This is a genomic window from Amycolatopsis sp. NPDC059235, from assembly GCF_042754125.1.
In the GTDB taxonomy this organism is placed as follows: Bacteria; Actinomycetota; Actinomycetes; order Mycobacteriales; family Pseudonocardiaceae; genus Amycolatopsis; species Amycolatopsis albidoflava.
Genome location: NZ_JBHZAG010000114.1, coordinates 1 through 26433, shown reverse-complemented (window position 1 = coordinate 26433; position 26433 = coordinate 1). Strand labels below are relative to the sequence as shown.

Below are 26433 nucleotides of genomic sequence, written 5' to 3'. Positions count from 1 at the left end.
ATCGAAACCGAAGCAGCCCGCCGCCTAACAGAAGACCACGACGACTAACCACCCAGGTTCCACAACACCCTCTCAGGGTTCCCCTCACGGACCGCGGCCCAGTCGGTGCGGGAACTCAGGTGAGGCGATGCGCTTTGAAGAACTGAAGGATCACCGGGGTGGCGTCGATCGGGCCGGGGGTGTCGGAATCGTTGTTCGGCCGCGTGCTCGGCCAGACGTGTCCGGCCCCCTCCACTCGGTAATGCACCAGCGAATATCCGGGCCACCACTGCTTCACCACGTCGTGGACCGGAGAAACCGAGACGGGGTAAGGAAAACACCGGTCGCGCGCGGCCCAGCCGTTCAGCCAGTCCGGAACGGACGGCAGCCCCTTAGCCGGATTTCCGGTGTAGGGAATGGTGGTGTCGGCCGTGCCGTGGAAGTCGAGCAGCGCGACCTTCCGGCTCGGCTGGCAGGCGCCGCCCTGGGGGTAGAACGCGCCGGAAACCGGGGCGAACGCGGCGATCCGGTCGGCCATCCGGCACGCCAGCACGCCGACGAACCCGCCGCCGTTCGATTTGCCCGCCGCGTAGATCCGCGCCGGGTCCACGCACATCCGGTGCTGCAGCGAGTCGAGGAGGTCGCCGGTGAACCGGACGTCGTCGACCGGGGCCGAGTAGGGCGCGCCGGTCCAGGCGGATTTGCCGTCGGTGCCGGTGACGCCCTGCGGGTACACCGCGATCACGTCCGAGCCGGAGAAGCCGGACAGTTCTTCCTGGTACTCCGCCGTGCGGCCGTGTCCGTGGTAGGAGAGGACGACCGGGTACTGCCGGTGCGGGTTGTACCGCGCGGGCACGTAGATCCGGTACTCGCGATCGATCCCGCCGGACGTCAGATGCTCGACCGTCGTGGTGCCCGCTCCGGGAGCCGCCTGCCCGCACCCCGTCGTCGTCGGCACCTGTTCAGCTGACGCCGGCGCGGCCGGCACCCCGAGCCCGATGACCGCCGCCACTACGGCAACGCCTGCACGGAAACGTCCGGACATCCGATCCTCCTCGATCGACGGGCGAGCGCGACCATAGTCACCCCGGATCGGCCCCGGACGAACCTTTCGTTCATTGAGTTAACGGCTAGGCTCGCCGGGGTGACGGACGCGGAAGAGTCCTCTGCCAACCGCATCACCGGCGGCCGCTTCGACAAGGTCGTGATGGCCGGGGCGGTGCACGGCGACATCAATGTCGGCCGGTCGGGCGACACCCCGGAGGAGCTGGCCGACCCGCTCCTCGCCTCGGTCCGGCTGCGACCCGGCGGCACCCTCGCTGACCTGGTGCTCGACAGCGATCCACCGCGGGTCGCCGTCCCCGGCGGAACCGTCCACATCATCACCGTGGAAGCCAGAACGACCCGCGCCGTCGTCCTGCAATCCGCGCGGGTCGTGATCGTTTCGCGGACCCCTCCGCGCCCGGCCTGCCTGCAGGTCCGGATTGGCGGCCTGCTGGAACCGCGCCCGTTCACGACCGATTTCGACGCCCCGTCGCCACGGCTGGTCGCGCAAGGCCCGGATTTCCCGTTCACCGTCAGCGCGACCGACATCGAGCAGTTCGAGATCGAACCGATCACCACCACCCACGAGGTCGCCTGGCGCCTGGAAGTGGACTGGACCTGCGCGGGTCGCCACGGCACCACCGTCATCGACAACGAGGGCGAGCCGTTCCACGCGTATCCGGTGCCGGTTCTCTTCTCGGGCCGCTCGCCTTCAGTGCTCAACTCCGGCTGCGACCTGTTCCACGAACGAGGCTGCCCAGCCGGCCTGCTCGACGGCGCGCCCGCTTCACTCTGGGATGGCCCACAACCGCCGCCGTATCCGGTGCTGCCGCCTCTCGCGGAGGCTCCGACCTCCGTGGACCTGGACCCCGACCTGAAGGAATCCTGGCCCGAATACCGCCGGGTCGCCAATGCCATCCGGATGTCGGCCGCTGAGCCGGACTTCCACAGCCACGAACCGCCGGAGCACCGCGCGCTGCTCATCCGAGTGCTGCGCTACCTCTTCGTCTCCGGCCAAGCCCGCCCCGGTGTCGCCCTGGGCCGCATCCTTCACGCCGAATGGACCGCGGCGCTCGGCGAAGACCACCCGGACACCCTCGCCGCCGCCAACCGCCTGGCGGGTTGCCTGGTGGGCACCACGGATTACCCGCAGGCGCGCGACCTGCTGACCGATCTCCTGCCCAGGGTGAGCCGTGTCCTGGGCGAGGATGATCCGCTGGCGCTGACCGTCGCGAGCAACCTGTGCGTGGCGTATATGGGGCTGAACGAATACGAACGCGCCCGCGACCAGACGGAGGACGTCATCGCCCGGAGCCGTCGTGCCCTCGGTCCCGACGCGTTGGGCACCCTGCGGACGACCGGCAACCTGGTCCAGGCCCACCTCCGCCTCGGCGACCGGGCCGCGGCTCTTGCGGTGCTGCAGGATCTGCTGCCGAGGTGCCGCAGGGCGCTGGGGGAGGACCATCCGCAGACGGTGAGTGCTGCCGCTGTCTTGGCCCAGGTCATGGCGGAGGAGGACTGAGTCTCAGGAGCATTGCCGGAGCGCGGTTTCCGCAGCGGCGAGATGGTCCGGACCTATGCCTGCGGCGGGGTCGACCGGGATCAGTGCGGTCACGAGGCATCCTCAGCGTTCGAGGAATCGCTGCCGGGCACTGGGGAACAGCTCGAAGTCGTCGTCGAGCCACGCCAACGGCCGGCCCGCTGCGAAGCGGCCGACCGCGCCGAACTTCCAGTCCGGATGCTGCTCGTAGGCGCGCACGCCGACCACGGCTAGCGCGGGCAACCCGAGCGCCGGGCCGATGGTGGCATTGGCCTCGCCCTCCCACGAGGTCACCCAAGCCAGCTCGGCACCGGTCCGTTCGGCGAGAGTGAGCAGCGCGGTCCCGTGCGCCGGATTGAGCCAGGCCCGGCGCGCCTTCCTCCGCCATCGCGAAGCGCGCCACTGGTGTTCGACGAAGTCGGGCGGCGGAGTCTCGGCCGCGAAAGGGTTCAGCGGCCCGTCCACGTCGAGCAGCAGAATCGGCTTCACGCTCCGACGCTACCCGGCACCCAACCCAGGTCAAGGACGGCAAAACCCCTTGCCCGCCAACACCCGCTCCACCGAAGCCGTCACCTGCGCGCTGGACAACTCCCCGCTCTCCACCGCCCGCTGCAGCCGATCCACCACGGCCCCCACGTCGTTGTGCCCGGACGAGAACAACGCCTGGTCAGCCCCCGCCTGCAACGCCTTCAGCACCGCGTCCGGCAGCGCGAACCGGTCCGTGATCGCCTTCATCCCGCCGAGATCATCCGTGATCACCGGCCCGGTGAAGTGGAACTCGTTGCGCAGCAACCGATACGCCTCCGGCGCGAGCGACGCGGGCTCGTCCCCGGTAAGCCCAGGGACCTCCAGATGCCCCACCATCACCCCGACCTGCCCGTACTCCGAGATATCGCGATAGGGCACCAGATCGACCCGGCGCAGCTGGTCGAGCGGCGGCGTCACGACGGTTCCCCGGTGCGAATCGCCGGATCCGTGGCCGTGGCCCGGGAAATGCTTGAGCACCGGCTGCACCCCGCCCGCGCGCAGGCCCTCGGCGAACGCCATCGCGTACTGCCGGACCTTCTCCGGATCCGGGCTGTAAGAACGGTCGCCGATCACCGCGTCGTCGGGTTCGTCGCTCACGTCCGCGTCCGGGGCGTAGTCGACGGTCACCCCGCGTGCCCGCAGTTGCTTGCCGCGCTGCTCGCCGATCGCGCGCATCTCGTCCGGCGTCTTCGAGGCCGCCAGCTGCCGGGCGCTCGGGAGCGAGCCGTCGAGGTCGTCGATGCGCTGCACGCGTCCGCCCTCCTCGTCGACCGCGACCGAAACCGGGATCTTCGCGGCTCGCTGGACGCCGTCGAGCGCGCCATTTTGCAACAGCGTGGTCTTTTTGTCTCCCACGAAGATCCCGCCGACCTGCTGCGTCCGCACGAGCTGCGCGACGGCCGCCGGGTCGCCCGCGTTGACGCCCGGCACCACCAGTTGCGCCACGCGCGCCCGCGGATCCATCGACGACACCGCGGCCGCACACGTCAGCTGTCCCGGCACAGTCTGCGAAGGGGAGGTTGACGCAGGTGGAGCTGCTTGCGGCGAACTGCCCGCGCTCGGCGCTGTGAGCGGAGTGGGCGTTGCTGTTCCGGAAACGGAACGATCCCCGGCACACGCGGAAAGTGCACATATGAGCGTTAAGCCGCTGACGGCGCCTGCGGTGATCCAGCGGGGTCGTGCGTGCGCCTTCATCATTTCCTCTGCATGTCCGGACAGGTCTCCGTGACGGTAACCGAACCCCACCGGCGGGCCCAACTTCACGCTGTGAAGAATGAGCGCGTCCCGACTAGAGATTTCGTGAAGCCGCGGTGGGCACACTGCTGGAACACGACAGGCGAGTGCTCTGCACCGGGGAGGCAGCGATGAATCAGGTCAAGGTTGCGGCATGGGCTTCGGACCCGATCACCCTCGCGGGCCTCATCGACCATTTGCGCACGCGCCGCGAGGTGCGGGTGATGCCGGGCCAGCAGCGCGGTGAAGCGGCCGTGCTCGTGTTCGCCGCGAATCGCGTCACTCGCGAGGTGAAGGCGGCGCTGCGGGCCGCGGCCTCGGAAACGCCCGCGGCCATCGTGTTCGTCGCCGGGTACGTGGACGCCGACGATCTGGCCGAGCTGGCCGCCTGGCACGTCGCGGCGGTGCTGCCGCGCGACGCGATCGGCGGAGACCAGCTGGTGCGCAGCATCGTGGCCGCCGCCTCCGGGCGCGAGACCTCGATGCGGGATCTGCTGCACCAGGCCGAGACCCTGCGCCGGGGCGGCGACCACACCAACCTGTCGCCGCGCGAGGTCGACGTGCTGCGGCTGATGGCCGAGGGCTGGGACACCGCGGAAATCGCGAACAAGCTCTGCTACTCGGAGCGGACCGTGAAGAACGTGATCTACGGCATGACGAACCGGCTCAAGCTGCGGAACCGTCCGCACGCCGTCGCCTACGCGCTGCGCGCCGGAGTGATTTAAAGGATGCTCACCACGTGCGAAAGCTGACCCGGCGCCCGGCCGTTGCCGCGCTCGCCGCCGCATTCCTGGTACTGGCGGCCGCGTGCGGTTCCGCCGCGTCCTCGGGGAAGATCACGCTCAGCGTGGCGACATTCGGCGAGTTCGGCTACGCGCCGCTGTTCGAGCAGTACCAGAAAGACCATCCGAACATCGAGATCCGCAGCCGGGTCACCGATTTCGACACGCATTTCAAGAGCCTCGCCACGCAGCTGGCGGCCGGGCGCGGCGCGGCCGACGTCGTCGCGGTCGAGGAGCAGTACCTCCCGAAGTACATCCGGGCCAAGGACAAATTCGTCAATCTGGCCGGCTTCGGCGCGGACAAGCTGAAGCAGCAATGGGCGTCGTGGAAGTGGGCGCAGGGCACCTCGGGCGATTACGTGTTCGGGCTCGGCACCGACATGGGCAGCCTCGCGATGTGCTACCGCCGGGATCTGTTCCAGCAGGCCGGATTGCCCACCGACCGCAAGGACGTCGCGGAGCTGATGCCGGACTGGCAGGGTTACGCGAATGCCGCGGCCCGGTTCACCGAGAAGCTGCCGAAGGTCAAGTTCGCCGATTCGGCGGGCACCGTCTACACCGCGATGCTCAACCAGTCGCCGGAGAACTACTTCTCCGCCAAGGACGATTCCTACATCGCCGACCAGAACCCCAGCGTGCGCAACGCCTTCCAATTGTCCGGCGGCCTCGCGCAAGCCCATGAAACGGCCGGCGCGACGACGTACACGCAGGCCTGGAACGTCGCGATCAAACAGGGCAGCTTCGCGACCATCGCGTGTCCGGCGTGGATGCTCACGCAGATCAAGGAAGCCGGCGGAGACGCGGTCAGCGGCAAATGGGACGTCACCACGGTGCCGGGCAACAGCGGCAACCAGGGCGGTTCCTTCCTCGCCGTGCCGAAGCAGAGTGCGCACCCGAAGGAAGCCTACGATCTCGCGCAGTGGCTGACCGCGCCCGCGCAGCAGAAACGGCTTTTCCTTTCCGACGGAATCCTGCCGAGCGAACCGAGTGTGTATCAGGATCCGCAGGTCATCGCCCACACCGATCCCTATTTCTCGAACGCGCCGGTCGGCCAGATCTACGCGGCGTCGGCGGATCGGCTGCGGCCGAATTACCGCGGCCTGCACGACGCCGACGTGCGTCCCGAATTCGGTCGCGCGCTCGGCCGGATCGAGGACGGGAGCGAGAACGTCGAGCAGGCGTGGGCCGACGCGGTCCGGATGGGCCGCGACGCGATCAAGTAGCCGTCGTGGACCGGAAGCTCACCCCTTACGTCTTCATTCTGCCGTTCTTTGTCCTTTTTGGAGTGTTCGGCGCGTTCCCGCTGCTGTACACGTCGTGGGTTTCGCTGCACCGATGGGATTTGCTTTCCGGTCCGGAAGGCGGCCTCGGCTTCTCCAATTACGTCGAGCTGTTCGGTGATCCACGGTTCTACAACGCGCTTTTCAACACCGTCAGCATCTTCCTGCTCGCCGCGATTCCGCAGTTCTTCCTCGCGCTCGGCATCGCCGCCCTGCTGAACCGGCCGCTGCGCGCGGCGACCTGGTGGCGGGCCGGGCTGTTGCTGCCGAACCTGGTGTCCGTGGTCGCCGTCGGGCTGGTGTTCGCGCAGTTGTACAGCTCGGGCTACGGCGTGGTCAACGAGGTGCTCGGCTGGTTCGGCGTGCCGCCGGTGTCGTGGCAGTCGCACCAATGGTCGTCGCATCTCGCGGTGGCGAGCATGGTGATGTGGCGCTGGACCGGCTACAACGCGCTCATCTATCTGGCCGCGATGCAAGCGGTGCCCCAGGATCTGTACGAGGCGGCCGCGCTCGACGGCGCTTCGCGGTGGCGGTCGTTCTGGTCGATCACCGTGCCCGGCATCCGGCCGACCATCGCGTTCACCGCGGTCGCAGGCACGGTCAACGGCCTCCAGTTGTTCGCCGAACCCCAGCTGTTCGACGCCACCGGCAACGGCGGCGCAGGCGGCAACGACCGGCAATTCCAGACCCTCACGATGTATCTGTACGAAAAGGGTTTCGGCAAATTCGACGCCGGATACGCGGCGGCCTTGTCGTGGGTGATGTTCCTGATCTGCCTGGTGTTCGCGGTCTTCAACTACCGGCTCGTCCGCCGCTTCGTAGGTACGCCGTGATCCGCCGGGGCCGGGCCGGGGGCTGGGTGTACGCGGTGCTGGTGGGGCTGGTCGCCTCGTCGCTGTTCCCGCTGTACTGGTCGTTCGTAGTGTCCACTCGGGACAACGCGGCGATCGGCGAGACGTCGCCGTTGCTGCTGCCCGGCGGCCACCTTTTCGACAACGTCCAGCGCGTGTTCGCCACCGTCGACTTCTGGCTGGCGATCGGCAATTCGCTGATCGTCGCGACGACGGTGATGGTGTCCAATGTGGTCCTGTCCAGCTTCGCCGGCTTTTCCTTCGCCCGGCTCCGGTTCCGCGGCCGCAACACGCTGTTCCTCCTGGTGGTCGGCTCGGCGATGGTGCCCGCGCAGCTGGGCGTCGTCCCGCTTTACCTGGTGGTGAGCGATTTCGGCTGGTACGGCCGCCTCGAAGCGGTGATCGTGCCCGCGCTGGTGAGCGCGTTCGGCGTGTTCTGGATGCGCCAGGCCTGCGAGGGTTCGATCGACCAAGACCTGGTCGACGCGGCCACTGTGGACGGAGCGTCGGTGCTGCGCACGTTCTGGCACGTGGCAGTCCCGGCGATCCGTCCACAAGCGACTGTCCTGGCCATGGTGACTTTCCTCGGCGCGTGGAACGACTACTTCTGGCCGCTGGTCGTCCTCGACCCGGCGCAAACGCCGACCGTGCAGGTAGTCCTGTCCCAGCTGGCCAGCGGCTACTTCACCGACTACGCCCTGATGCTGACCGGCGCGACGCTAGGCGTGCTGCCGGTCATCATCCTCTTCCTGCTGCTCGGCCGAAACCTGGTGCGCAGCATCTCGACCGGTCTGACCCGGGCGTAACTCACGAGACGTAACGCCCGAAGAACCCGGCGATCGCAGACCGCTGCACGGCGATGCTCGCTCGGGGATCAATAGTCCCGATCCGCGTCTGCTGCACCTTCGGATCGACCGGCACTCGCTGCGCCAGCTTGGGCAGGAACCACTGGACATCGGTGTAGCTGTAGTGCATCGCGGTAGCCAAGGTGATGTCCTGCTTCGGAGAAGAAGTGTGCTCCCACAACGACTTCCACGCCGGTGACGTCCGATGGCTGCGCGCCTGCCCGTCACTGGTGCTCCCGGACGACCCCATCAACAACACCGGCCGCGAAACCCCCTCCGCACCAGCGCGCGTGAGCTGCTTGCCATCGACGTCATAGGCGAGCCAACCGTCCAGATCGGCCGAGGCATCGACCCGGGAGTCCACTGTAGACACCTCGGCAGCGGTATCCCCGCCGAACGAATGCCCGATCGCCCCAACCCGGCTCATGTCCATCGACTGCCCGAGCCCCGGGATGCCCGGCAGCTGATCAAGGGCGAACCGGACATCCGCGACCCGCGTCCGCATCCCCGCCACCAGGTCCTTGCTCCCCTGAGAGAACACCACCCGCCCGTCCGGGAACACGACAAACGGCGCCTCGCCGGTGTGGTCGATGGTCACCACGATGTACCCGCGGCTGGCGAGGTCCTCGGCGGTCGCGCTGCCCAGCGCCCGCAGCGATGCCCAGCCCGGCGAGTACACGACCACCGGCCACCGCCCCTGCGCCGGCGCGTTCGCCCGGGCATGGGTCTCGACAGCTGCCCAGTCGACCTTCCCGGTCGGCAGCCCCAGCGCCGGTGCTGCACCCTGGTCGAAGTACTGGGCGGCCCCCGAGGGCAGATATCGCGCCTTCGGACCAGCGCCGGGCCGGGTCGGGTACCAGACGCTGATCATCAGCTCCCGATTCCGCGCCTGGTCAACGAGGTGGACGTCGCGTTCGCCGATCGCGTGCGGCCCGGACGGCGTGGGAAGTTCGAAGGTGACCGCGGTTTCGGCCGCGGCGGGGGCGGAGCCCAGTGCGGTGACGAGGAGGGCGGCGGCGAGGACGGTTCGGAAGCGCATGCCGGAACTCTGCCGGTTTGCCCGGGATGCCCGCCCCTGCCGACCGTCTCCAGCGACCCCCGACTTTCGTCAACCCGTCCGGCGCGCCACAGTGGTCGCCAGCTCGCTCCGCGACGGTGCGTCCAGCTTCCCGAGCAACCGCACGACGTGCGCCTGGACCGTCCGGCGCGGAATGCGCAGCTCGGTCGCGATCTCCGGATTGGACCGGCCAGCGGCGACCAGCCGAGCGATGCGGACCTCCAGCGTCGACAGCGATTCCCAGCCATGCTCGGGCCGCGCCGACGCCAGCGAAGCCCCGCGCTGCACGCCGACCGCTTGCAACCGCGTCTCCGCGTGCTCCAGATTCCAGGCCGCCGAGAGTTCGGTGTACAGCGAAGCTGCTTCATCAAACGCGGCCTGCGCGGCATCCAACCGGCCGACTCGCGCCAGCAGCACCGCCGCGTCCTCCAGTGCACTGGCCAGCTCCGGTTTCCGCCCCACCGCACGGAAATGCTCCACCGTCCGCAGCACCGGCTCCGGATCCTCGTCCAGCAACCCGCGACACCATTCGGCAGCCGCGAATGCCCGCGCCGGTTCGAGCTCCTTCTCCGCCTCTTCGACGCACACCGCCAGCGCCCGCTCCGCCGCCGCCCGGTCGCCCGCCGCCAGCGCGATCTGGGCGAACTGCGGCAACCACTGATGCCGCAACATCATCTGCGCGTACGTCGGGTTCAGGATCGGCTCGAACACCGTGATCGCCTTCTGCAGATCACCCTGCTGGTAGGCGACAAGCGCGTGCGCGGCCAGCAGAAAGTCGAAACTCTCCCGTTCGGCACTCGTCGCGGGCGCGTGTTCCTCCGCCGCGTCCAGCAGCGCAGCCGCTTGCGCGCGTTCGCCCCGCCGTGCCGCGATGAGCGCCGCGACCCCGTGCAGCAGCAGCGCGGCCGCCCCCGGTTCACGCAGCCCGAAGAAGGTGATCGCCGGACCGTCCTCGGTCACCGTGTCCAGTTCGACCAGCGCTTCGTCCCACCGGCCTTCCCAATACCGGTGCACCGCGACGGAAACCTGCAGCCCGCTCGGCATGCTGTGCCGCCGCGTCACCTCGGCGGCCTCCTGCAGCGTGCGGTTCGCGTCGTCCAGCCGGTCGAGGTTCTGCAGTGTGAAGACACGATTGTCCAGCAGATCCAGGTGCAGATCCGCCAGTTCGTGCTCGTCGCCGACGGCCGCGATCGCCTCGTCCACGTGCTTCAGCGCGCTGGAATGATGCCGCCGCACCGAATCGACCAGCCACAACGTCTGCAGCGCGTGCGCGGTGAGGTAGCCGTCGCCGTTCGCCTCGGCCCGGGCGTGATGCGCGTTCTCCTCCGCGACATCGAGGTCGTCGAGACCGCCGCGCCGGTAGTTCGCGAGCAGGTGGCGACCCCGGACCCGCCACAGCTCCGGGACTCCTGGATCCTCCGCCGGATTCCCGAGCGTCTCCACCGCGAGCTGCGCGTCGCCCCGGCGGAACTGCATCGCCGACACGATGTGGCGCATCTCCGCCGCGTTGTCCGGATCGCGGGCCGCCGCAAATGCTTGCAGCGCAAGGTCTTCGGGACTTCGTTCGAGCCGGAACAGCACCCGCACCAGCGCGACCAGCAACGGCTCGCGGCGCGGATCGTCGTCCTCGACCACGGCGAGCGCGCGCTCCAGCAGCTCGACCGCGATCAGCGGGGCCCGGTTCGACACCGCGCTCTGGTGCTCCACGAGCCAGTCCAGCACCCACGGGTCCACAGTGGACGGAACGGCCACGAGCTGCTCGGCGACCCGCTTCACCGGCGCGCCGATCTTGGCCAGCGCTTCAGCGGCCTGGCGATGCTGCGCGGCGCGCGTTTCCGCCGGCAGGTGGTGGTACAACGTCTGACGCAGCAACGGAAGCCGGAACGCGAGCTGGGTTCCGGTGTCGAGCAGGATGTTGTCCGCCACGGCCGCTTCGAGCGGGCCGAGCAGGTCCGACGGCCGCTGTCCGAGCACCGCCGCGATGTCGCCGACCGCGAACTCCATGCCGAGAATCGCGCCCCAGCCCAGCACGTGCCGGGTCTGCTCGGGCAGCAGCTCCAGCCGCCGATTGACCGCCGCGACAATCGATTCCGGCGGCTCGAACCGCAGCGGATCCGGGACGTCGGCGAGCCCGTCGCGCTGCTCGACCGCGCCCGAATGCATCAGCGCGTCCAGCATTTCCTTGAGGTACAAAGGATTGCCGCCGGCGCGCGCGGTCAGGTCCCGCAGCCGCGGTCCTGGGTCCGCGCCGATCTGCCTCCGCAACAGGCGCAGGACGTCGTCCTCGCCGAGCGGACCGAGGTCGAGCACGATCCCGTCGCGCGTCTCGACGCCGCGGCGCAGCTGGGTCATCTCCGGCCGCTCCGGTGCCGGTCGCGTCGCGGCGACCAGCAGCAACGGCAGCTGCCGGGCGGCCGCGGACAGCCGATGCCACACCAGCACGCTCGACTCGTCCGCCCACTGCAGGTCGTCGACCACGAGCAGCAGCGGCGATTCGGCGCACAGTTCGTCGACGAGCGCCAGCAGCCGGTCGACCGAGTCCAGCACCGGGTCGACGCCGCGCCGTGTCGGTTCCTCGCTGCTCAACGCGACGCGCGCGCGGCGCGGATCCGGCGAATGCGGGTCGATCGCCAGGCATTCGTGCATGACCTGCAACGGAAACCGCATGCTCAGCTCGTCCGCGGTGACCCAGGCGACCTGCAGGCCACCGGCGTCGCCGAACGCGTGCGCCAGCAGCTCGGACTTCCCGATCCCGGCTTCGCCCTCGATCCACACCGCCTTGCCCCGGCCCGCGCGGACCCCGTCGAGCAGCTGGTGCAGCTTGCTCACCTCGGTTTCCCGGCCGAGCAACGGATCTCGCGGCACCCGCACGACCGGCTCGGGCATCGCCGGTCGCTGCAGGTCGAGCGCCGGGTCCTCGGCGAGCACACGCTGGTGCAGCTCGCGCAGGCCCGGCCCGGGCTCCACGCCCAGCTCCGCCCGGATCGTGCTGCGCGCGTCGCGGAACACATCGAGCGCGTCGGAATGCCGGCCGCTGCGATAAAGCGCGAGCATCAGCGAGGCCCGCAACGATTCGCGCAGCGGATATTCGGCGGTGAGCGCGGTCAGCTCGGCGACGATCTCCTGGTGTCCGCCCATTTCCAGCCTGCTGCGGGCAGCCCGGTCCAGCGTGTCCAGCCGCAGCTCGGCCAGGTACGCGCGATGCCGTTCGGCGAAATTGCCGGGCACGCCGGACAGCGCTTCGCCGTGCCAGAGCTTGAGTGCGGCGCTGAATTCGGCCACCGCGCGGTTGTGCGCTCCGGCCTCGGCCTCGCGTTTGCCGTCTTCCCGGTGCTGCTCGAACTTCGCCGCGTCCAGCGCTTCGGGCGCGAGGTCGAGCGTGTAGCCGGCCGGGCCGGATCCGAGCACGGTCGAGGCGGACCACCGAGTGCGTTCGGGCTCCAGCGCGCGGCGCAGCCCGGAGATGTAGGTGTGCACGCTGCCTTCGACACTGGCCGGCGGCGACTCGCCCCACACGCCCGTGATCAGCTCGGCGCGCGGCACCGGCCGTCCGGCGGCGACCGCCAGCATGGCGAAAACCGCCCGCTGCCGCGCGGGTCCGAGCGAGATTTCGGTCGTCCCGCGCCAGGCGCGCAGCGGGCCGAGCGCCGTTACCCGCACATCCCCTGGCATGCCGTTCCATTCGCCGTGTCGACCGAGTTTACCGCCTCGATCATGGACGCGAGTCCACCCCGGTTTACTCTCCTGCCGCACGCGCGCGGACCGGACTGGCCCGCCGGATGCCGTACGGCTGCATCCGAGTCTCGGCCCGCCGCACGTCCCAAGCCGCGCCGACCGAGGTGTAGCTGGTGAGTGCCGCGAGGAAAGCCGTGCGCGCCTCGTCGAGACGGCGGTACTCGGCGAGCAGGATCGCGGCGTCCTCGCTGGCGCGCGCGTGCTTGAGCATCCGGCCCGCGGCCTCGTAGTGCGTGGCCGCGCCGAGGATCGCGTCCGGATCCGCGGTGACCAGGCCCCGGCAGTGCGCGGAGGCCGCGGTGTGCGACGGCGGAGTGTCGTACCCGCTGGTGTCGCCCATCAGCCGTAGCGCCCGGAACGCGTGCGGCTGGTCGCCGAGCTGCATGGCGAGCCGGGCGAGGTCGGGCAGCCACTGCTGGCGCGCGGCGGGCGGATAGCTCTGCTCCAGCAGCGGCAGCAGCGCGGCGAGAGCGGCTTCCGGGTCGCCTTCCAGCTCGGCGAGCTGAGCGCGCGCGGCGAGCAGGTAGTCGCCGCCGTTCGGTTCGAGACCGTGCGGGAACTGATGCCGGGCCGCCGCGTCGAGATGCGCGCGTGCCTCCTCCGGCTCGTCGCGGTGGCTCGCGATCAGCGCGCCGACGCCGTGCACCAGCAACGCCGATCCCGGGCTGCGCAACACATACGACGCGGTTTCCGCACCGCCGCGGATCACCGTGTCGAGTTCGGCGAGAGCCTCGCTCCAGCGGCCACGCCAGTAGTAGTGCACCGCGCCGGCCAGGTGCATCTCGCCAGGCACTGCGCGGGTCGCGGCCAGCCTGCGCGCGGTGCTCAGATCGGCGTCGTTGTCGAGGCCGTCCAGCACGCCAAGTTCGGACAGATCTGGTGCCGCTGCTTGATGATCGACGGCGAACCGTTCGATAGTCACGCGCAGCGTTTCGTGCCGCCCGCGCCACATCTCCGGCACCTTCGGATCGGCCAGCGTGCGGCGGACTTCCGAGGAAGCTTCGGCGAATTCGCCGCGGCGGTAATAGATGTAGGCGAGGATCCAGCGCATCTCCGCGGCCTGCCTGCTGTCCTTGGTGCGCGCGACCACCGACCGCGCCTCCGCCTCCGGCTCCCGGCCCAGCCAGAACAGCAGCCGGGCGAGCGTGGCAGTGAGCGGTTCGCGGGCCTCGGCAGGCAGCACGGCTTGCTTGACCACCTGTTTGAGCAGGTCCACCGCGATCCGCGGCGACTGCGCGGCGACCGTTCCGATGTGCTCGACCAGCCAGTTCGCGACCCACGGGTCCACTTGCGCAGGCGCGGCCGCGAGCTGCTCGGCGACGCGTTCCGCACCCGCCCCCGCTCCGTCGAGCGCCTCGGCCAGCTGCCGGTGCAGCGCGACGCGCATAGCGGCAGGCGTCTTTTCGTACAACACGCGGCGCAGCAACGGATGCCGGAACGCGAGCAGATCGCCGGACTCGACCAGCACCCCCGCGGTAAGGGCCTCCTCGACCGCGGCGACAAGCGCGGTCGGCGCGCGTTCGGTGGCGATGGCGATGTCGGCGAGCGAGAATTCCTTGCCCAGCAAGGCCGCCCAGCGCAACAGGTCTCGCGCGGAGCTGGAGAGGAAGATCAGGTACAGCGTGATCCGCGAGCCGAGCGGCGACGGGATCGAACGGCACGAGGAACCGTCGACGATCGCGTGCGCACCGTCGAGCAGGATCATCGAATTGCCGAGCAGGGTCTCGACGATTTCGGTGGCGTAGCGTGGATTCCCGGCGGCGTGGCCGAGCAGCAGCGAGAACATCCGGTTCGGCGGCGCACCGGTGAGGTCGGCGGAAATCTTCCGGATCTCGTTGTCCCGCAACGGCTCCAGGCACAGCGGCGAGGTCCCGCCGGACGACAGGTCCGCGGCCAGCGCTTCGAGCGCGGCCGAGCGGGGGAGCGGACGGCTCGCTCCGACGAGCAGCAGCGGCAGCCGCCGGGTCTCGCGGGCGAGGTGCTGCCACACCTGCAGTGTGGTTTCGTCGGCCCACTGCAGATCGTCGACCACGAGCGCGAGCGGACCGTCCGCGCAAAGCTGCCGGACCAGTCCGAGAATGCCCTCGACCGGGTCCAGTTCCGGGTTCTCGGCGAGCGCCACCGCGAGTTCCGCTCGGCGCAGATCCGAGGCACGCGGGTGCACGCCGAGCGCGTCCAGCAGCGGACGCAAGGCAAAGCCCTGGTCGAGCGAATCGGCGGCGGCGAACAGCGCGGTGTAGCCGGTTTCGTGGGCCAGCGCGACGGTTTCGGCCAGCAGCGCGGTCCGGCCGATGCCCGGTTCGCCTTTGACCCACACCGAACGGCCGAGGCCGCCGCCGAGACCGGCGACGGCCTCGCTGAGCAGCTGAAGCTCGTTCTCCCGCCCGACGAATGTCGCCGGGCGCGGCGGCAGCACCGGCAACGGGAAGCGCGGGACTTTCGTGACCGGCGTGGGCGTGACCGCCTCGTCGGCGGCCAGCAGCTTTTCGTAAAGCTCCCGCAGCGCTGGCCCCGGCTCGGTGCCGGACGCTTCGACCAGCCGCTCGCGCAGCTCGGTGTAAACGGTGAGCGCCTCGTGATGCCGGCCCGCGTGGTCAAGTGCTCGCATGAGCAGACCGTGCAGCGGCTCGCGGAACGGATGGTCCGCGGCGAGTTCGCCGAGCTGCGTGACGAGCCCGGCGGACTCGCCCGAGTCCATCGCCAGCTCGGCCCGGCGTTCGACGGTCGCCAGCCGGAGTTCCTCCAGCCGCACCCGCTGCGCGGTGGCGTAATGACCGGACAGGCATTGCAGCGGCGTGCCGTCCCACTCCGCGAGAGCCTCGTCGAGCACGCTCCGCGCCTCGGCCCGGCGTCCCTCGGAAAGCAGCCGGTGGCCGAGGTCGCGCAGCGCGCTGAAGCGATGGACGTCGATCTGCTCCGGTTCGATGCAGAGCGAGTAGCCGGACCCGGTGGAGGCGATCAGCCGCGATTCGGCGCCTTTGCGGCGGCCCGGTTCGAGGACGCGGCGCAGACCGGAGATATAGGTGTAGATGCTCCCCTGCGCGCTGGCCGGGGGCGCGTCGCCCCACACCGCGTCGATGAGCACTTCGCGGGAGACCGTGCGGTTCGGGGAGAAGGCGAGCACCGCGAAGACTGTGCGCCGATGAGCGGAACCGAGGTCGAGCTGCCGGTCGCCGAGCCAGGCTCGTACCGGTCCGAGCAGCTGGATTTCCGGCGCCGGGACGCCGCCGGATGCCGACATCGGTCTCCCTTCACGCGCTGACGGATCGTCACACGCCGGATGCCACTGGTGAGCTTACGCCGAAAAGGTGACGTGGCGGGACCGCCCCGGGTTGCTTTTGCCGGTCTTGTCCAGCGAATTGTCTGGTGGACAGAGTCGAGGGGGCGGCCCCGCGGTGAACGCCGGGCAAACCGGCCGGGCGGCCCGGCAGGCACACCTCCCGCGACAAAGGGGCATCGGCCTCGCCCGCCGGTTTCCGAACGGGAATCCCTGCGGCAGCCTCGATGAGGAACCCGCGCGCTCGATCGCGGTCGGGACGTGCGGACGGTGAGGAGGAGGCGTGGACCCGGTTCCGGCCCCGGCGGGCTTGGCAGACCAGGCGGCGAGGTTCGAGGCGGCGATCGACGCCGCGAACGCCTGTTTCGGCACGGTGAACAGCGAAATGGCGGCGCTGCAGGCGTCGTGGCGCGGCGAGGCGGCGGTCCGGTTCGGCCAGGCGATGAACGATTGGGAGCAGCAGTTCGATCGCATTCTGGGCAGTCTGGCAGATCTCGTGGACGTCGCGCGCGGTACCGCCGCGTCTCCGGCCGCTGAGCGCTCAGATGAGCGCTTGCGGTGCGCCGACCGTCGATGAGCGGCGATCCCGGATTCGACCAGGCCGCCGAGGTGCTGTCCCGGATCCGCCGGACCACCGGCGACCTCGGCGCGGTGCTCGCCGAGCTGGAGTCCACAGTGGAGCCCGAGGTGGCGAGCTGGCCCGCGGCGGCGCGGGCCCGCTACCGGGAGGCCAAACGGGAGTGGTCGACCGCGCTGGACCGGATGCCCGAATGCCTCGACCGGGCCGCCGAAGCCTTCCGCGAAATCTCCGCCGAAGACCCGAAAAGAGGCGGCTGAGCTGCGGTAACACCGGTTTTCTTCATCGGCCTTCACTCGCGCGCCAGAAAACGTGAAGTCTCGCCCTCCACACTGCGTGCAGGCAATGTGGAGGGGGTAGTCGTGAAGCTCGTCAAGGTCGCAGTGCTCGCCTCGGACCCGATCACCCGGGCCGGAGCCGCGAGCCTGCTGGGTTCGCGTCCGGAGCTGGTCCTGCTCGGCCAGGACGCGGCGAGCCAGGCGGACGTGGTCCTCGTGATGGAGGAGCACGTGACCGACCGGGTGCTGTCGCAGGTGCGGGAGCTCGGCAGGCAGTCCGAGCAGCTGACCGGACCGCATCTGGTGATCGTCGTCGACCATTTCCGCGAGAGTGACCTGATGACGGCCGTCGAATGCGGCGTCGTCGCGATCCTGCCGCGCCGCGAAACCGGCGGCGGCGAACTGGTCGCGGCAGTGCTGGCCGCCGGGGACGGCACGGCGACGCTGCCGCCGCGGCTGCAGGGCGCGCTGCTCGCGCAGGTGCAGCGGATGCGCCGCGACGTGCTGGAGCCGAACGGCCTCACGCTGTCCGGCCTGGCCTCGCGCGAATGCGACGTGCTGCGGCTGGTCGCCGAGGGCTACGGCACCGAAGAGATCGCGACGAAGCTCTGTTATTCGGAGCGGACGGTCAAGAACGTGCTGTACGGCTTGATGACCCGATGCGGTCTGAACAACCGCGCGCACGCCGTGGCCTATGCCCTGCGCGCCGGCGCGATCTAATGTTCTGATCATGGCGCAGACGGCGGTAGAGATCGCTCGCGGAGTGCGGGCAGGGGAGCTGGACCCGGTCCAGGTGACCGAAGAAGCACTCGCCCGGATCGCGGCGGCGGACGGCGTCGTCGGCGCATTCCGCCGAGTGCGCTTTGCCGAGGCACGAGCCGAAGCCGCCGAAGTCGCGGCCCGCCCGGACCTGGCTTCGCTGCCACTGGCCGGTGTCCCAGTCGCGGTCAAAGACGTCACCGAGGTCGCCGGCGAATACCTGGGCTGGGGTTCCGAAGCCGGCCCCCGCACCCTGGCCGATGCCGACGGCCTGATCGCCGCCCGCCTGCGCGCGGCCGGTGCGGTGATCGTCGGCCTGACCCGCGTGCCGGAGCTGTGCATCTTCCCGACCAGCGACGATCCGGACGGCATCGCCCGCAACCCGCGCAACCCGTCCTTCACCGCCGGCGGCTCCTCCGGCGGCAGCGCCGCCGCGGTCGCCGCCGGTCTGGTCCCCATCGCCCACGGCACCGACGGATTGGGCTCCATTCGCCTCCCCGCCGGAATGTGCGGAATCGTCGGCCTGAAACCCGGACGGGACGTGGTCCGCGAAGACAACCCGGGCTGGTTCGGCCTCTCCACTCACGGCCCGCTGGCGACCACCAGCGCCGATGCCGCTCTCCTCATGTCGGTCTTGGCCGACCGCCCAGACTGGGCCACGCTCGCAACTCCCGGCCCGCAACGAATCGCGACCTCCACCCAGGTCCCGTTCACTCGGGCCCCGCTGCCGCGCCCCCTGCGCGCCGCCGTCGACCAGGCCGCCGATCTCCTGCGCTCATCCGGCCACCAGGTGGTCTCCGCGACTCCCGCCTATCCGCTCCGCGCACTGGGCGGCCTGGTCGCGCGCTGGTTCGCCGGTCCGGCCGAGCAGGTCGCGGGCTCGTTCGACCGGTCCCGCCTGCAGCCCCGAACCCGCGTCCACGTCCGCCTCGGCCGCCTGACGTCGCGCCTGGTCACCGACCGGGCCCGCGACGAATGGCAAGCGATCGCGGCGCGGTTCTTCGAGTCGCACGACGTGCTGGTGACGCCGACTTTGGCGACGCTGCCGCTGAAAGCCCGCCGCTGGCACCGAGAATCCTGGCTGGCGAACGCGGTCCCGTCGTCGAGGGTGGCGTCGTTCACCGGGCCGTGGAACCTGGCGGGGTATCCAGCGCTGTCGGTCCCGGTCGCCCGGCATCCCGTCCACGACCTGGCGTTGTGCGTGCAGCTGGTCGCCCGTCCCGGCGGAGAGCCGCTGCTGCTGGGACTGGCCGCGGAACTGGAGTCGGCGAACCCCTGGCCGCGGACGGTCTAGTCCACGCCCATCACGGACGGCTGAAGTCCGTGAGGGGAACCCTGCGGGAATCAGAGTCGGTGCGGGTGGCCCTCACGGACCTGACCGCAGGGCCGAGCGGGGCTGCCTTGCTGGACCGCTGGCTCGCGGCCTAGCTCGTCTGGTGAGTGCCCGCCGCTGGTCGAGACGGGATGTCGTGGTCGCGCAATTGCCGGTCGAGCCGTCGGCGTGCTCTTTGCCGAGCCGCACGTGGCAGGCCTGTTCTGATAGCCGCGCGCTAGTGCCCGCCGAACCGTTTCCGGGCCGACGGGCTCATTGCGCTCCGCGGGTCAGCTGCTCGGCTTGCCCGCCGTCTGCGGCTGGGACTTCGCGCCATTCCCCGTCGAGCCGTTTCCGGTCTTCGCGCCGTTTCCAGCCGCGCTTTCCGTCGACCCGCCGTTCGCCGATCCGCCCTTTCCGGCGCCGCCATTCGCGGTCGAGCCGTTGCCCGCCGGAGTCTTCGCCGCGGAACCGTTCTCGGCCTTCGGCTTAGGCGACGGAGACGGCGACTGAGCAGCCTTCGACTCCACCGGCGCGGGCGACGGGTCCGGCTTCGCCGGGTCGTCCCCGCCAACCAGCTTCGACGCAGCAGGCAGCACCGATTCCGACGGCAGCGCCGTCAGCAGCCCCTCGCTCCGGCCGAGCACCTCGTCCGCCATCGCCAGGTTCTTGCGGGCCTGTTCGCGGATCTCGGCGAGCCGCTCGACCTTCCGCGTCGCCGCGGTGGTGCGCTGGGCCGCCTGCGTGGTCGCCTCGTCGAGACGGCGCTTGGCCTCCGCCGTCGCCTCCTCGACGCGGCGGGTCGCCTCCGCGGTGGCTTCCGCGATCCGGCGTTCGGCCTGGTTCTTGCTGGCCGTGCGCTGGTCGGTGATCATCTTCTCGTGCGCGGTGCGCTCGGCGGTGATCTTCGAGTCGAAATCGCGCTCGATCTTGCGGCGCTTGCGCTCGGCTTCGTTGTCGAGGAGTTCCCGGCGCTGCGCCGCCTCGACCGTCAGCCGCTGCACTTCGGCGCGGGTTTCCTTCAGCGCGGCCTCGTGCTCCGAGTGCAGCGCTTCGGCCTGCTTGTCCAACTCCTCGACCAAGCGGTGGTAGCGCTCGCGCAGCTTCGTGGACGCCTCGGTCGACGACGCCCAGTGCTTCTCGGCCGCCACCTGAGCGCGCTTGGTGATCTCGTCGGCCCGCGCGTGCGCGAGCGAGACCGTGCGCTGCATCCGCTCGTCCAGATCCTCGAGCCGCTCCGGCGGCTTCAGCAGCTCCTCGACCCGCGACTGCAGCTTCGACACCTCGCCGCGCGCCGCCTCGAGCTCGCGCGACAGCGTGGCGACCTGCGTGGCAGCCGCGTCGCGGTCGGTGATCAGCCGGTGCAGCTGAGCTTCGAGGTGGTCGAGGTACTGCCGCACCTCGGTGCGGTCGAAGCCGCGCCAGGCTTCCGTGTACTCGCGCCGCAGCGGGAGGAGGCCGTTGTCTCGCTCGGGAACCATGCCCACGACCGTACCCGCGCACCTGGCGTGCGTGCCGCCAGGAGTGGTGAATCACCGCCCCGGGTCGATTCTTCGTGGCGATCTCGCCTGAACGGCCTCACCCGCCGCGCGAAGCCGTCACTACCAGTGGAAGCCGCGCGACAGCCGGGCCAGCGCCATCGCCGCGCGGGACAGGTGTTTCTCGCCCCTCCCGATCTTCAGTTTCCCGCTGCCGCCCGCCGCCGCGGAGTCCGGGAAAATCCGGAAACCCTGGTACGCGATCGCGTCGGTGAGCCCCGGCGCGAGCGTGTAGGTCAGCCCGATCGCCTGGCCCGCCGGGGTGCCGATGTGCTTCGGCCGCTGCACCAGCGCTTTCAGCACCATGTCCGCCGCCTGCTCCGGCGATTTCGTGGGGAAGGCGTCGTAGATCTTCGTCGGCCGGATCATCGGCGTGCGCACGAGCGGCATGTGGATGGTGGTGAAGGTGATTCCGTCGCCGTGCGTTTCGGTCGCCGCTATCCGGGAGAAGTAGTCCAGCGCGGCCTTCGACGCGGCATAGGCGGAAAAGCGCGGCGCGATTCCCTGCACGCCGATCGAGGAAACGTTGACGATGTGCCCGAATTTCCGCTCCGACATGTGCGGGAGGACCGCCAGGATCAGCCGCACCGCGCCGAAGTAGTTGATCGCCATCGCGCGTTCGTAGTCGTGCATCCGGTCGTACGACAGCTTGATCGACCGCCGGATCGACCGGCCGGCGTTGTTCACGAGCATGTCGATCCGGCCGTGCTCGGACAGCATCGCGTCCACGGCCTTGCGCACCGAATCCTCGTCGGTGAGGTCCGCCGGATACACCGATGCGGTGCCGCCTGCCGCGATGATCTCGTCGCGCACTTCTTCCAGCTCGTGCTGCCGGCGCGCGACCAGCAGCGGCACGCCGCCCGCCGCGGCGACCTTCAGCGCGGTGGCCCGTCCGATGCCCGACGACGCACCGGTGATGATCACCCGGCGGCCGTCCAGTTCGCCGCGCGGACCGTGCTTGCGCGCGCGGAACGGGTCGAGGTGCTCACGCCAATAGCGCCACAGCGTCGCGGCGTATTCGTCGAGCCGGGGCACCTCGACGCCGCTTCCGGCCAATGCCTTGCGCGTTTCCGCGGAGGCGAACACCGAGGGGAAATCCATCGTTTCCAGCAGCACCGGGGGAATGCCGAGCCGCTCCAGCACCGCGTCGCGGGCGATGGTGAACCCGGGAATGTGCTCGCTGAGCTTGACCAGCCCGACGATTCCCTTCGACACCTTGTCGCCGAGCTGCACGGTGATCGTCGGCGCTCCGGCGGCGCGGGCGAACGCGTTGTAGACCGACACCACCGGCTGCGGCTCGGGGTTCACCAGGTGGAAGGCGCGGCCGTCGAGACCCGGCGTGGTGACCAGTTCCAGCAGCGCCTTCGCGACGTAGTCGACCGGAACCACGTTGGTGTCGCCCAGATCCGGGCCCGCGGACGGGATGTCGGGCAGCCCGGCGAGCCTGCTGATCGCGGGGAAGAGGTAGTACGGGCCGTCGATCTTGTCCATCTCGCCGGTCTGCGAATCGCCGACCACGATCGCGGGCCGGTACACCCGCCACGGCACCTCGTGCTGGTCCCGGACGAGCTTCTCGGCCTCGAATTTGGTGCGGTGGTACGGCGTGATCAGCCGCTGGCCGACGTCGAACATGTCCTCGGTGAACAGTCCTTCGTGGTCGCCCGCGACCGCGACCGACGAGACGTGGTGCAAGCAGCCGACGTTCAGGTCCGCGGCGAGGTCGAGGACGTTCTGCGTACCGTCCACATTGGCCCGAATGCTCGTTTCGTCGTCGGCGGTGATGTCGTAGAGCGCGGCGAGGTGGACGACGTGGTCGACGCCGCGCAGCGCCTCCCGGTCCGCTTCGGACACTCCCATCAGAGGTTCGCCGAGGTCGCCGGTCACGAGCGTCACGCGGTCCGGATGCGGCCACGCGTCGACGAGCGCGGCCAGCTTCTCCCGCGACGACGCGCGCACCACCAGCGCGACCCGCTCCACGTCCGGCCGGGTGAGCAGCCGCCGGGTGACCTGGCGTCCGATCAACCCGGTCGCGCCTGTCACCAAGAACGTCGCCATTTCCATCACCCTCCGCCGTGCCGCCGCTTGACCCATGGGCATTCTGCTGCATGGACGCCGCTCTGACCACAACGCGGCAGGGTGAGGTTACTCGCAAGTAACTTAGCTTCCGCAAGGGGTTCCGCAGGTGGCGGCCGATTTCCGCGAACGGAGGGCTCGGCGGAAACTGCGCGAACGGCTCCCTCGCGCGGTCTCAGCGGGGCACGAGGGGACCCCTCACACCGGGTCCGCGATGACCACGCGGTTCTCCTCGTACCCGTCGCTGCCGCCGATCCAGCGTCCGCCGCAGGTCACCAGGACCACCCGATGCGGCCCGGCCTGCCCGAAGAGATCGTCGGCCCGGCTCGGCAGGTCGTTCTTGTGCACGGTGACGAGCTGGGAAATCCGGTACCGGCTCGTCTTTCCCGCGCGGTCCACGATCGTCACCACGCCGCCGATGCGTTCGCTCCACAGCTCCGAGAACGGGCCGGTCGCGCCGCGCCAGTTCACGTGGCCCGCGAACACGCTCGCGCCGCTGACCGCTTCCAGCTCCGCGCCCCACCACGCCGCCTGGCCGATGTCCGAAGGCACCGGAAGCGTGTTGCCCGGCCCGAGATCCTGGCGCACCATCGCCGCGGTCCCGCCGCCGGGCAGCCGGATCGTGCCCGGCGCCTGCGGTCCGGGTTCGGGCGCTTGCCGATGCTCCGCGGGCGCGGCAGGCGGCGGCGGTGTTGCCGCCGAGCTGCTGGGCGGCGCAGAGCTGCTCGACGGAGGCGGCGCGGGAGCCACTTGCTGAGGAGAAGCGGCCGGTACGGCGGCGGCGACCGGGGACGCGCTCCCGGCCACCACCGTCGTCGGCGGCGAACTGATCACGACCGTCGCGAGTTCCACTGCCAGCACGCTTGCCGCGCCGAGCACGAACCCGCCGATCAGCCGTCCTTTTCCGGTCATCTGCCCTTGCTGCTTTCGATTACCGCCGAGCCGACCGCCGAGCGGCGAACCCGACCAGCGCCGAACCGACGAGCACCAGCGCCGCGAGACCCGCGATGCCGCCCGTGGAGAAACTCGTCTCGACAGTGCCCTTGGCCATCGTCACCGGCAGGTCGCCGGCGGGAATCGCGTGCGGCACTTCGTTCGGCGTATTGGCCACTGTCAGCGCCAGTGTGCCGCCCGGCGTCAGCGATCCGCACGCGGCGGGCGGGTTGTTCGGGTCGAACGCGTTGGTGTAGCCCGGCGGCGCGTTCACCTCGACCACGCACACTTCCTGCGGGGCCAGCAGATTCTCGACGGTCGCGGTCCCGTTGTCGCCGCTGGTGGTGACCACCGCGGGCTGCCCGTCGGGCCCGTTGAGCGCCTTGCCGTCCTGACTGGTGGCCGCGGTCTTGCGGTCCTTGCCGGTGATCCGCAGCGTCGCGCCGCCGATGCCCTTGCCGGTCTTGGCGTCGGTCTTGGTGACCTGCACCTTGCCCGGCTTCGCTACGGCTACGACGCCTTGCGCGGTCAGTTGCTTCTCGCCGCCGGTGCCGACGACGCTCTGGATCCCGTCCTTGGTGTTGACCGGGTTCTGCACAGTCGGCTTGTCCGCGGGCGCGGACAACGAGGCGGCGAGCTTCGGCTGATCACCGGTGGGCGTGACCTTCACCGTGACCGTGCCGTTCGCATCGGTCTTCAGCGTCGTGTCTTTCTGCGCGGCCTGCGGCGCGGAGTTGCCGGAAGAGGAGTCGGACGCCTTCTCCGCGTCCGCCTTCTTGTCTGCCTGGCCGACGGTCCCGTCGGTGGCGGTCAGCTTCACCGGAACGTCCGGGATGCCCTTGCCTTCGGAGTTCTTCACCGTGACCGTCCAGGTCGCGGGCTGGCCGAGGTGCTGATCGCCCTTCGGCGCGGTGACCGACGCGGTCCAGGGACCGCGGTTCGCCTCGGCCTCGGCCTTCATCTTGGCCACGTCGTCCTTGGCGGCCGGGGTGAGCGCGGTGAAGTATTTCTGCTCGGGATAGGCCGCCTTGTCCGCGGGTGTGCCGAAGTCCGTGTCGCCAGGAGTGTGCGTCTTGGCAGTCCACGAGTGCAGCAGGTGGGCCAGCGCGGCGGCCTCGTCGTTGTTAGTGGTGTTGCCATAGCGCAGCAACAGATACGAGATGTTGCCCGCGACGTCGGGCTCCAGCTTTTCGTTCCACTTCGTCCGCAGTTCATCGCCGGGCTGGTACGCCTCGTCGCTGCCCGGCGCCTTCAGATGGAACCGGACGCAGAAGACGTTCTTGCCGCCCACCTTGTACGAGCCGAGCCAATCTTCGTAAGGAGTGCCGCCCTCGTCGTGGACGATCTTCAGGCCAGGGCCCTTGACCGGGTCTGCGGCGGCCGAGGCGATTCCCGGCGTGGTTACGGAGAGTGCGCCGAGCAGCGCGGTCGCGACCAGCCCGGTGGCCGCGCGCCAGCGAGCGCGCGGGCGTGAGATCCACCCCATGGTGTGTTGGCTCCTTCGACGTGCCTGCCGACGCTTGAACGGCGTTCTCGCAGTTCACCTGATCGAACAACTCCCCGACACGCGTTCGGTCACTTCCCGGACACGCGATGTGAAGGTTCGCGGGTCACTATGGGAGTTGTCTAGAGACCATCGGGTGACCTGCGGTGAACGGTCGTGACCTTCATCGCCTACGGTGGCCGTAACGGGGGTCGCCCCACCCGTGCGGGTGATGAGTAAAATTGGCTTTACCCGAACGGGAACCAGCGAGCCGCCGCGGTCGTTGAACCCGATGCAAGGTGCCATAAAGTCCAGGAGGACAGGTGCGTTCCAGCAGCAACCCGGCGTTCCGCAATCTCCCGCGCGGCGCGGCCGCGACCGGGCAGTACGGGCCGAACGTCGGCTTCGACCAGCCCTACGGCCAGCCGCAGGGCCAAGGCGGCGTCCCGGGTTACGGCCCCGGCCAGATGGGCACCGCCTCCGCCGACCGTCCGATGACGGTCGACGACGTCGTCATCAAGACCGGCATGTCGCTCGGCGTCGCGCTCGTCGTCGGCGTGCTCACGGCGATCTGGGCGCAGTCCCAGCTCGTGCGCGATTCCCTCGGCAGGCTTTCGCCGAGCGGTCCGCTCCTCGGCGCGCTGATCGGCGGGCTCGTGGTGGGCCTCGTCGTGTCTCTGGTGATCATCTTCAAGCAGAAGCCGAGCGGTCCCCTCACGCTCGTCTACTCCGGTGCCGAGGGCCTGTTCCTCGGTGCGCTCAGCGGTCTGTTCGAGGTGTTCCTGCCGGGCATCGCCCTGCAGGCGCTCATCGGCACCGCGGGCGTGTTCGTCGCGATGCTGGTCGTCTACAAGACCGGCGCGGTGAAGGTCACGCCCAAGCTCACCAAGTGGATCGTCGGCGCGGTCGCCGGTGTGGCCATCCTGATGCTGGTCAACCTGGTCACCGCGGTGTTCTTCGGCTTCAACCCGCTGCGCGACGGCAGCCCGCTGGCCATCGTCTTCAGCCTGGTGGTCATCGGCATCGCCGCGTTCAGCTTCCTGCTCGACTTCGACCAGGCCGACAAGATGATCCGCGCCGGCATGCCGTCGAAGTGGGCCTGGTACGCCGCCTTCGGCCTGATGACCACGCTGGTGTGGCTGTACCTCGAGATCCTGCGTTTGCTGTCTTACCTGCGCGACTAGCTTCTCGCGCAGGTTGCCGGGAAGGGGGGGGGCGCGGTAAGCGGGGCGCCGGTTGTGTTTTTATTGGCCGAACCACAGCGAGCCCCCCCCGCCCGCGGGTTTGTTGTGGCCGGTCGGGAAGTGTAAAGTATCTTATAAAAAAAAG

The 26433-nt window shown here is 69.8% G+C and carries 20 protein-coding genes; 10 read left to right on the top strand and 10 right to left on the bottom strand.

From position 1 onward, the window contains the following. Nucleotides 1-115: 115 nt before the first annotated feature. Nucleotides 116-1024 carry an alpha/beta hydrolase family esterase gene (locus tag ACFXI3_RS42045; RefSeq protein ID WP_378407391.1) on the bottom strand — a complete coding sequence of 303 codons (909 nt, stop codon included), beginning with the start codon at nucleotides 1022-1024 and terminating at the stop codon, nucleotides 116-118. Nucleotides 1025-1123: 99 nt separating this feature from the next. Here ACFXI3_RS42045 and ACFXI3_RS42040 point away from each other — a divergent pair, with 99 nt between their 5' ends. Next, the gene (locus ACFXI3_RS42040) at nucleotides 1124-2545 is read left to right on the top strand and encodes a tetratricopeptide repeat protein (RefSeq protein WP_378407389.1); all 1422 of its coding nucleotides are present in this window, start codon (nucleotides 1124-1126) and stop codon (nucleotides 2543-2545) included. Nucleotides 2546-2647: 102 nt separating this feature from the next. Here the strand turns inward: ACFXI3_RS42040 and ACFXI3_RS42035 are convergent, their stop codons facing one another. Both ACFXI3_RS42035 and ACFXI3_RS42030 read right to left on the bottom strand, forming a co-directional pair. Further along, nucleotides 2648-3052 carry a hypothetical protein gene (locus tag ACFXI3_RS42035; protein WP_378407387.1) on the bottom strand — a complete coding sequence of 135 codons (405 nt, stop codon included), beginning with the start codon at nucleotides 3050-3052 and terminating at the stop codon, nucleotides 2648-2650. A 30-nt stretch (nucleotides 3053-3082) separates the two neighbouring features. After that, nucleotides 3083-4054, bottom strand: coding sequence for a glycoside hydrolase family 3 N-terminal domain-containing protein (locus ACFXI3_RS42030; protein WP_378407385.1), 972 nt, complete (start codon nucleotides 4052-4054; stop codon nucleotides 3083-3085). Nucleotides 4055-4455: 401 nt separating this feature from the next. Between ACFXI3_RS42030 and ACFXI3_RS42025 the strand changes: the two genes are divergently transcribed. Genes ACFXI3_RS42025 through ACFXI3_RS42010 form a run of 4 tightly spaced genes read left to right on the top strand, consistent with a single transcriptional unit; the run spans nucleotide 4456 to nucleotide 8043 of the window. Further along, nucleotides 4456-5049, top strand: coding sequence for a LuxR C-terminal-related transcriptional regulator (locus ACFXI3_RS42025; RefSeq protein WP_344279903.1), 594 nt, complete (start codon nucleotides 4456-4458; stop codon nucleotides 5047-5049). Nucleotides 5050-5063: 14 nt separating this feature from the next. Continuing rightward, the gene (locus tag ACFXI3_RS42020) at nucleotides 5064-6329 is read left to right on the top strand and encodes an extracellular solute-binding protein (RefSeq protein WP_344279900.1); all 1266 of its coding nucleotides are present in this window, start codon (nucleotides 5064-5066) and stop codon (nucleotides 6327-6329) included. A gap of 5 nt (nucleotides 6330-6334) precedes the next feature. Then, entirely contained in the window at nucleotides 6335-7219 is an 885-nt protein-coding gene (locus ACFXI3_RS42015) for a carbohydrate ABC transporter permease (RefSeq protein ID WP_378407383.1), read from the top strand. Beyond that, entirely contained in the window at nucleotides 7216-8043 is an 828-nt protein-coding gene (locus tag ACFXI3_RS42010; RefSeq protein ID WP_378407381.1) for a carbohydrate ABC transporter permease, read from the top strand. The genes ACFXI3_RS42015 and ACFXI3_RS42010 overlap by 4 nt, the downstream gene beginning before the upstream one ends. Nucleotide 8044: 1 nt before the next feature. On the opposite strand, the gene ACFXI3_RS42005 is transcribed toward ACFXI3_RS42010, so the two are convergent. From ACFXI3_RS42005 to ACFXI3_RS41995, 3 genes are all read right to left on the bottom strand, one after another. Next, nucleotides 8045-9121, bottom strand: a complete 1077-nt coding sequence (locus tag ACFXI3_RS42005; protein ID WP_378407379.1) for an alpha/beta hydrolase family protein — start codon at nucleotides 9119-9121, stop codon at nucleotides 8045-8047. Between the two features lie 69 nt (nucleotides 9122-9190). Beyond that, nucleotides 9191-12811 (bottom strand): BTAD domain-containing putative transcriptional regulator, encoded by a 3621-nt coding sequence (locus ACFXI3_RS42000; RefSeq protein ID WP_378407377.1) that lies wholly within the window; start codon nucleotides 12809-12811, stop codon nucleotides 9191-9193. A 64-nt stretch (nucleotides 12812-12875) separates the two neighbouring features. Further along, nucleotides 12876-16115: a BTAD domain-containing putative transcriptional regulator gene (locus tag ACFXI3_RS41995; protein WP_378407375.1), complete on the bottom strand. Its 3240-nt coding sequence runs from the start codon at nucleotides 16113-16115 to the stop codon at nucleotides 12876-12878. Nucleotides 16116-16434: 319 nt separating this feature from the next. Between ACFXI3_RS41995 and ACFXI3_RS41990 the strand changes: the two genes are divergently transcribed. The 4 genes from ACFXI3_RS41990 to ACFXI3_RS41975 all read left to right on the top strand — a co-directional run bounded on the left by ACFXI3_RS41990 (nucleotide 16435) and on the right by ACFXI3_RS41975 (nucleotide 19059). Continuing rightward, nucleotides 16435-16728: a WXG100 family type VII secretion target gene (locus ACFXI3_RS41990; protein ID WP_378407373.1), complete on the top strand. Its 294-nt coding sequence runs from the start codon at nucleotides 16435-16437 to the stop codon at nucleotides 16726-16728. After that, entirely contained in the window at nucleotides 16725-16988 is a 264-nt protein-coding gene (locus tag ACFXI3_RS41985) for a hypothetical protein (protein ID WP_378407371.1), read from the top strand. The genes ACFXI3_RS41990 and ACFXI3_RS41985 overlap by 4 nt, the downstream gene beginning before the upstream one ends. Before the next feature lie 102 nt (nucleotides 16989-17090). Next, the gene (locus ACFXI3_RS41980) at nucleotides 17091-17726 is read left to right on the top strand and encodes a response regulator transcription factor (protein ID WP_344279883.1); all 636 of its coding nucleotides are present in this window, start codon (nucleotides 17091-17093) and stop codon (nucleotides 17724-17726) included. Between the two features lie 10 nt (nucleotides 17727-17736). Further along, nucleotides 17737-19059: an amidase gene (locus ACFXI3_RS41975; RefSeq protein WP_378407369.1), complete on the top strand. Its 1323-nt coding sequence runs from the start codon at nucleotides 17737-17739 to the stop codon at nucleotides 19057-19059. A gap of 308 nt (nucleotides 19060-19367) precedes the next feature. On the opposite strand, the gene ACFXI3_RS41970 is transcribed toward ACFXI3_RS41975, so the two are convergent. The 4 genes from ACFXI3_RS41970 to ACFXI3_RS41955 all read right to left on the bottom strand — a co-directional run bounded on the left by ACFXI3_RS41970 (nucleotide 19368) and on the right by ACFXI3_RS41955 (nucleotide 25107). After that, complete coding sequence (locus tag ACFXI3_RS41970) at nucleotides 19368-20558, bottom strand: cell division protein DivIVA (RefSeq protein WP_378407367.1); 1191 nt, start codon at nucleotides 20556-20558, stop codon at nucleotides 19368-19370. Between the two features lie 120 nt (nucleotides 20559-20678). Then, nucleotides 20679-22670, bottom strand: a complete 1992-nt coding sequence (locus tag ACFXI3_RS41965) for an SDR family oxidoreductase (RefSeq protein WP_378407365.1) — start codon at nucleotides 22668-22670, stop codon at nucleotides 20679-20681. A gap of 216 nt (nucleotides 22671-22886) precedes the next feature. Continuing rightward, the gene (locus ACFXI3_RS41960) at nucleotides 22887-23600 is read right to left on the bottom strand and encodes a class F sortase (protein ID WP_378407363.1); all 714 of its coding nucleotides are present in this window, start codon (nucleotides 23598-23600) and stop codon (nucleotides 22887-22889) included. A gap of 19 nt (nucleotides 23601-23619) precedes the next feature. Next, nucleotides 23620-25107 carry a collagen binding domain-containing protein gene (locus tag ACFXI3_RS41955; RefSeq protein WP_378407361.1) on the bottom strand — a complete coding sequence of 496 codons (1488 nt, stop codon included), beginning with the start codon at nucleotides 25105-25107 and terminating at the stop codon, nucleotides 23620-23622. Nucleotides 25108-25427: 320 nt separating this feature from the next. Between ACFXI3_RS41955 and ACFXI3_RS41950 the strand changes: the two genes are divergently transcribed. After that, entirely contained in the window at nucleotides 25428-26288 is an 861-nt protein-coding gene (locus ACFXI3_RS41950; RefSeq protein ID WP_182889914.1) for a Bax inhibitor-1/YccA family protein, read from the top strand. Nucleotides 26289-26433: the final 145 nt, after the last annotated feature.

Excerpts from the sequence above, each read along its gene's own strand:
- ACFXI3_RS42045 (WP_378407391.1), bottom strand. The coding sequence starts at position 1,024 with ATGTCCGGACGTTTCCGTGCAGGCGTTGCCGTAGTGGCGGCGGTCATC.
- ACFXI3_RS42030 (WP_378407385.1), bottom strand. The coding sequence starts at position 4,054 with ATGGATCCGCGGGCGCGCGTGGCGCAACTGGTGGTGCCGGGCGTCAAC.
- ACFXI3_RS42025 (WP_344279903.1), top strand. The coding sequence starts at position 4,456 with ATGAATCAGGTCAAGGTTGCGGCATGGGCTTCGGACCCGATCACCCTC.
- ACFXI3_RS42005 (WP_378407379.1), bottom strand. The coding sequence starts at position 9,121 with ATGCGCTTCCGAACCGTCCTCGCCGCCGCCCTCCTCGTCACCGCACTG.
- ACFXI3_RS42000 (WP_378407377.1), bottom strand. The coding sequence starts at position 12,811 with ATGCCAGGGGATGTGCGGGTAACGGCGCTCGGCCCGCTGCGCGCCTGG.
- ACFXI3_RS41995 (WP_378407375.1), bottom strand. The coding sequence starts at position 16,115 with ATGTCGGCATCCGGCGGCGTCCCGGCGCCGGAAATCCAGCTGCTCGGA.
- ACFXI3_RS41985 (WP_378407371.1), top strand. The coding sequence starts at position 16,725 with ATGAGCGGCGATCCCGGATTCGACCAGGCCGCCGAGGTGCTGTCCCGG.
- ACFXI3_RS41975 (WP_378407369.1), top strand. The coding sequence starts at position 17,737 with ATGGCGCAGACGGCGGTAGAGATCGCTCGCGGAGTGCGGGCAGGGGAG.
- ACFXI3_RS41970 (WP_378407367.1), bottom strand. The coding sequence starts at position 20,558 with ATGGTTCCCGAGCGAGACAACGGCCTCCTCCCGCTGCGGCGCGAGTAC.
- ACFXI3_RS41965 (WP_378407365.1), bottom strand. The coding sequence starts at position 22,670 with ATGGCGACGTTCTTGGTGACAGGCGCGACCGGGTTGATCGGACGCCAG.
- ACFXI3_RS41960 (WP_378407363.1), bottom strand. The coding sequence starts at position 23,600 with ATGACCGGAAAAGGACGGCTGATCGGCGGGTTCGTGCTCGGCGCGGCA.
- ACFXI3_RS41955 (WP_378407361.1), bottom strand. The coding sequence starts at position 25,107 with ATGGGGTGGATCTCACGCCCGCGCGCTCGCTGGCGCGCGGCCACCGGG.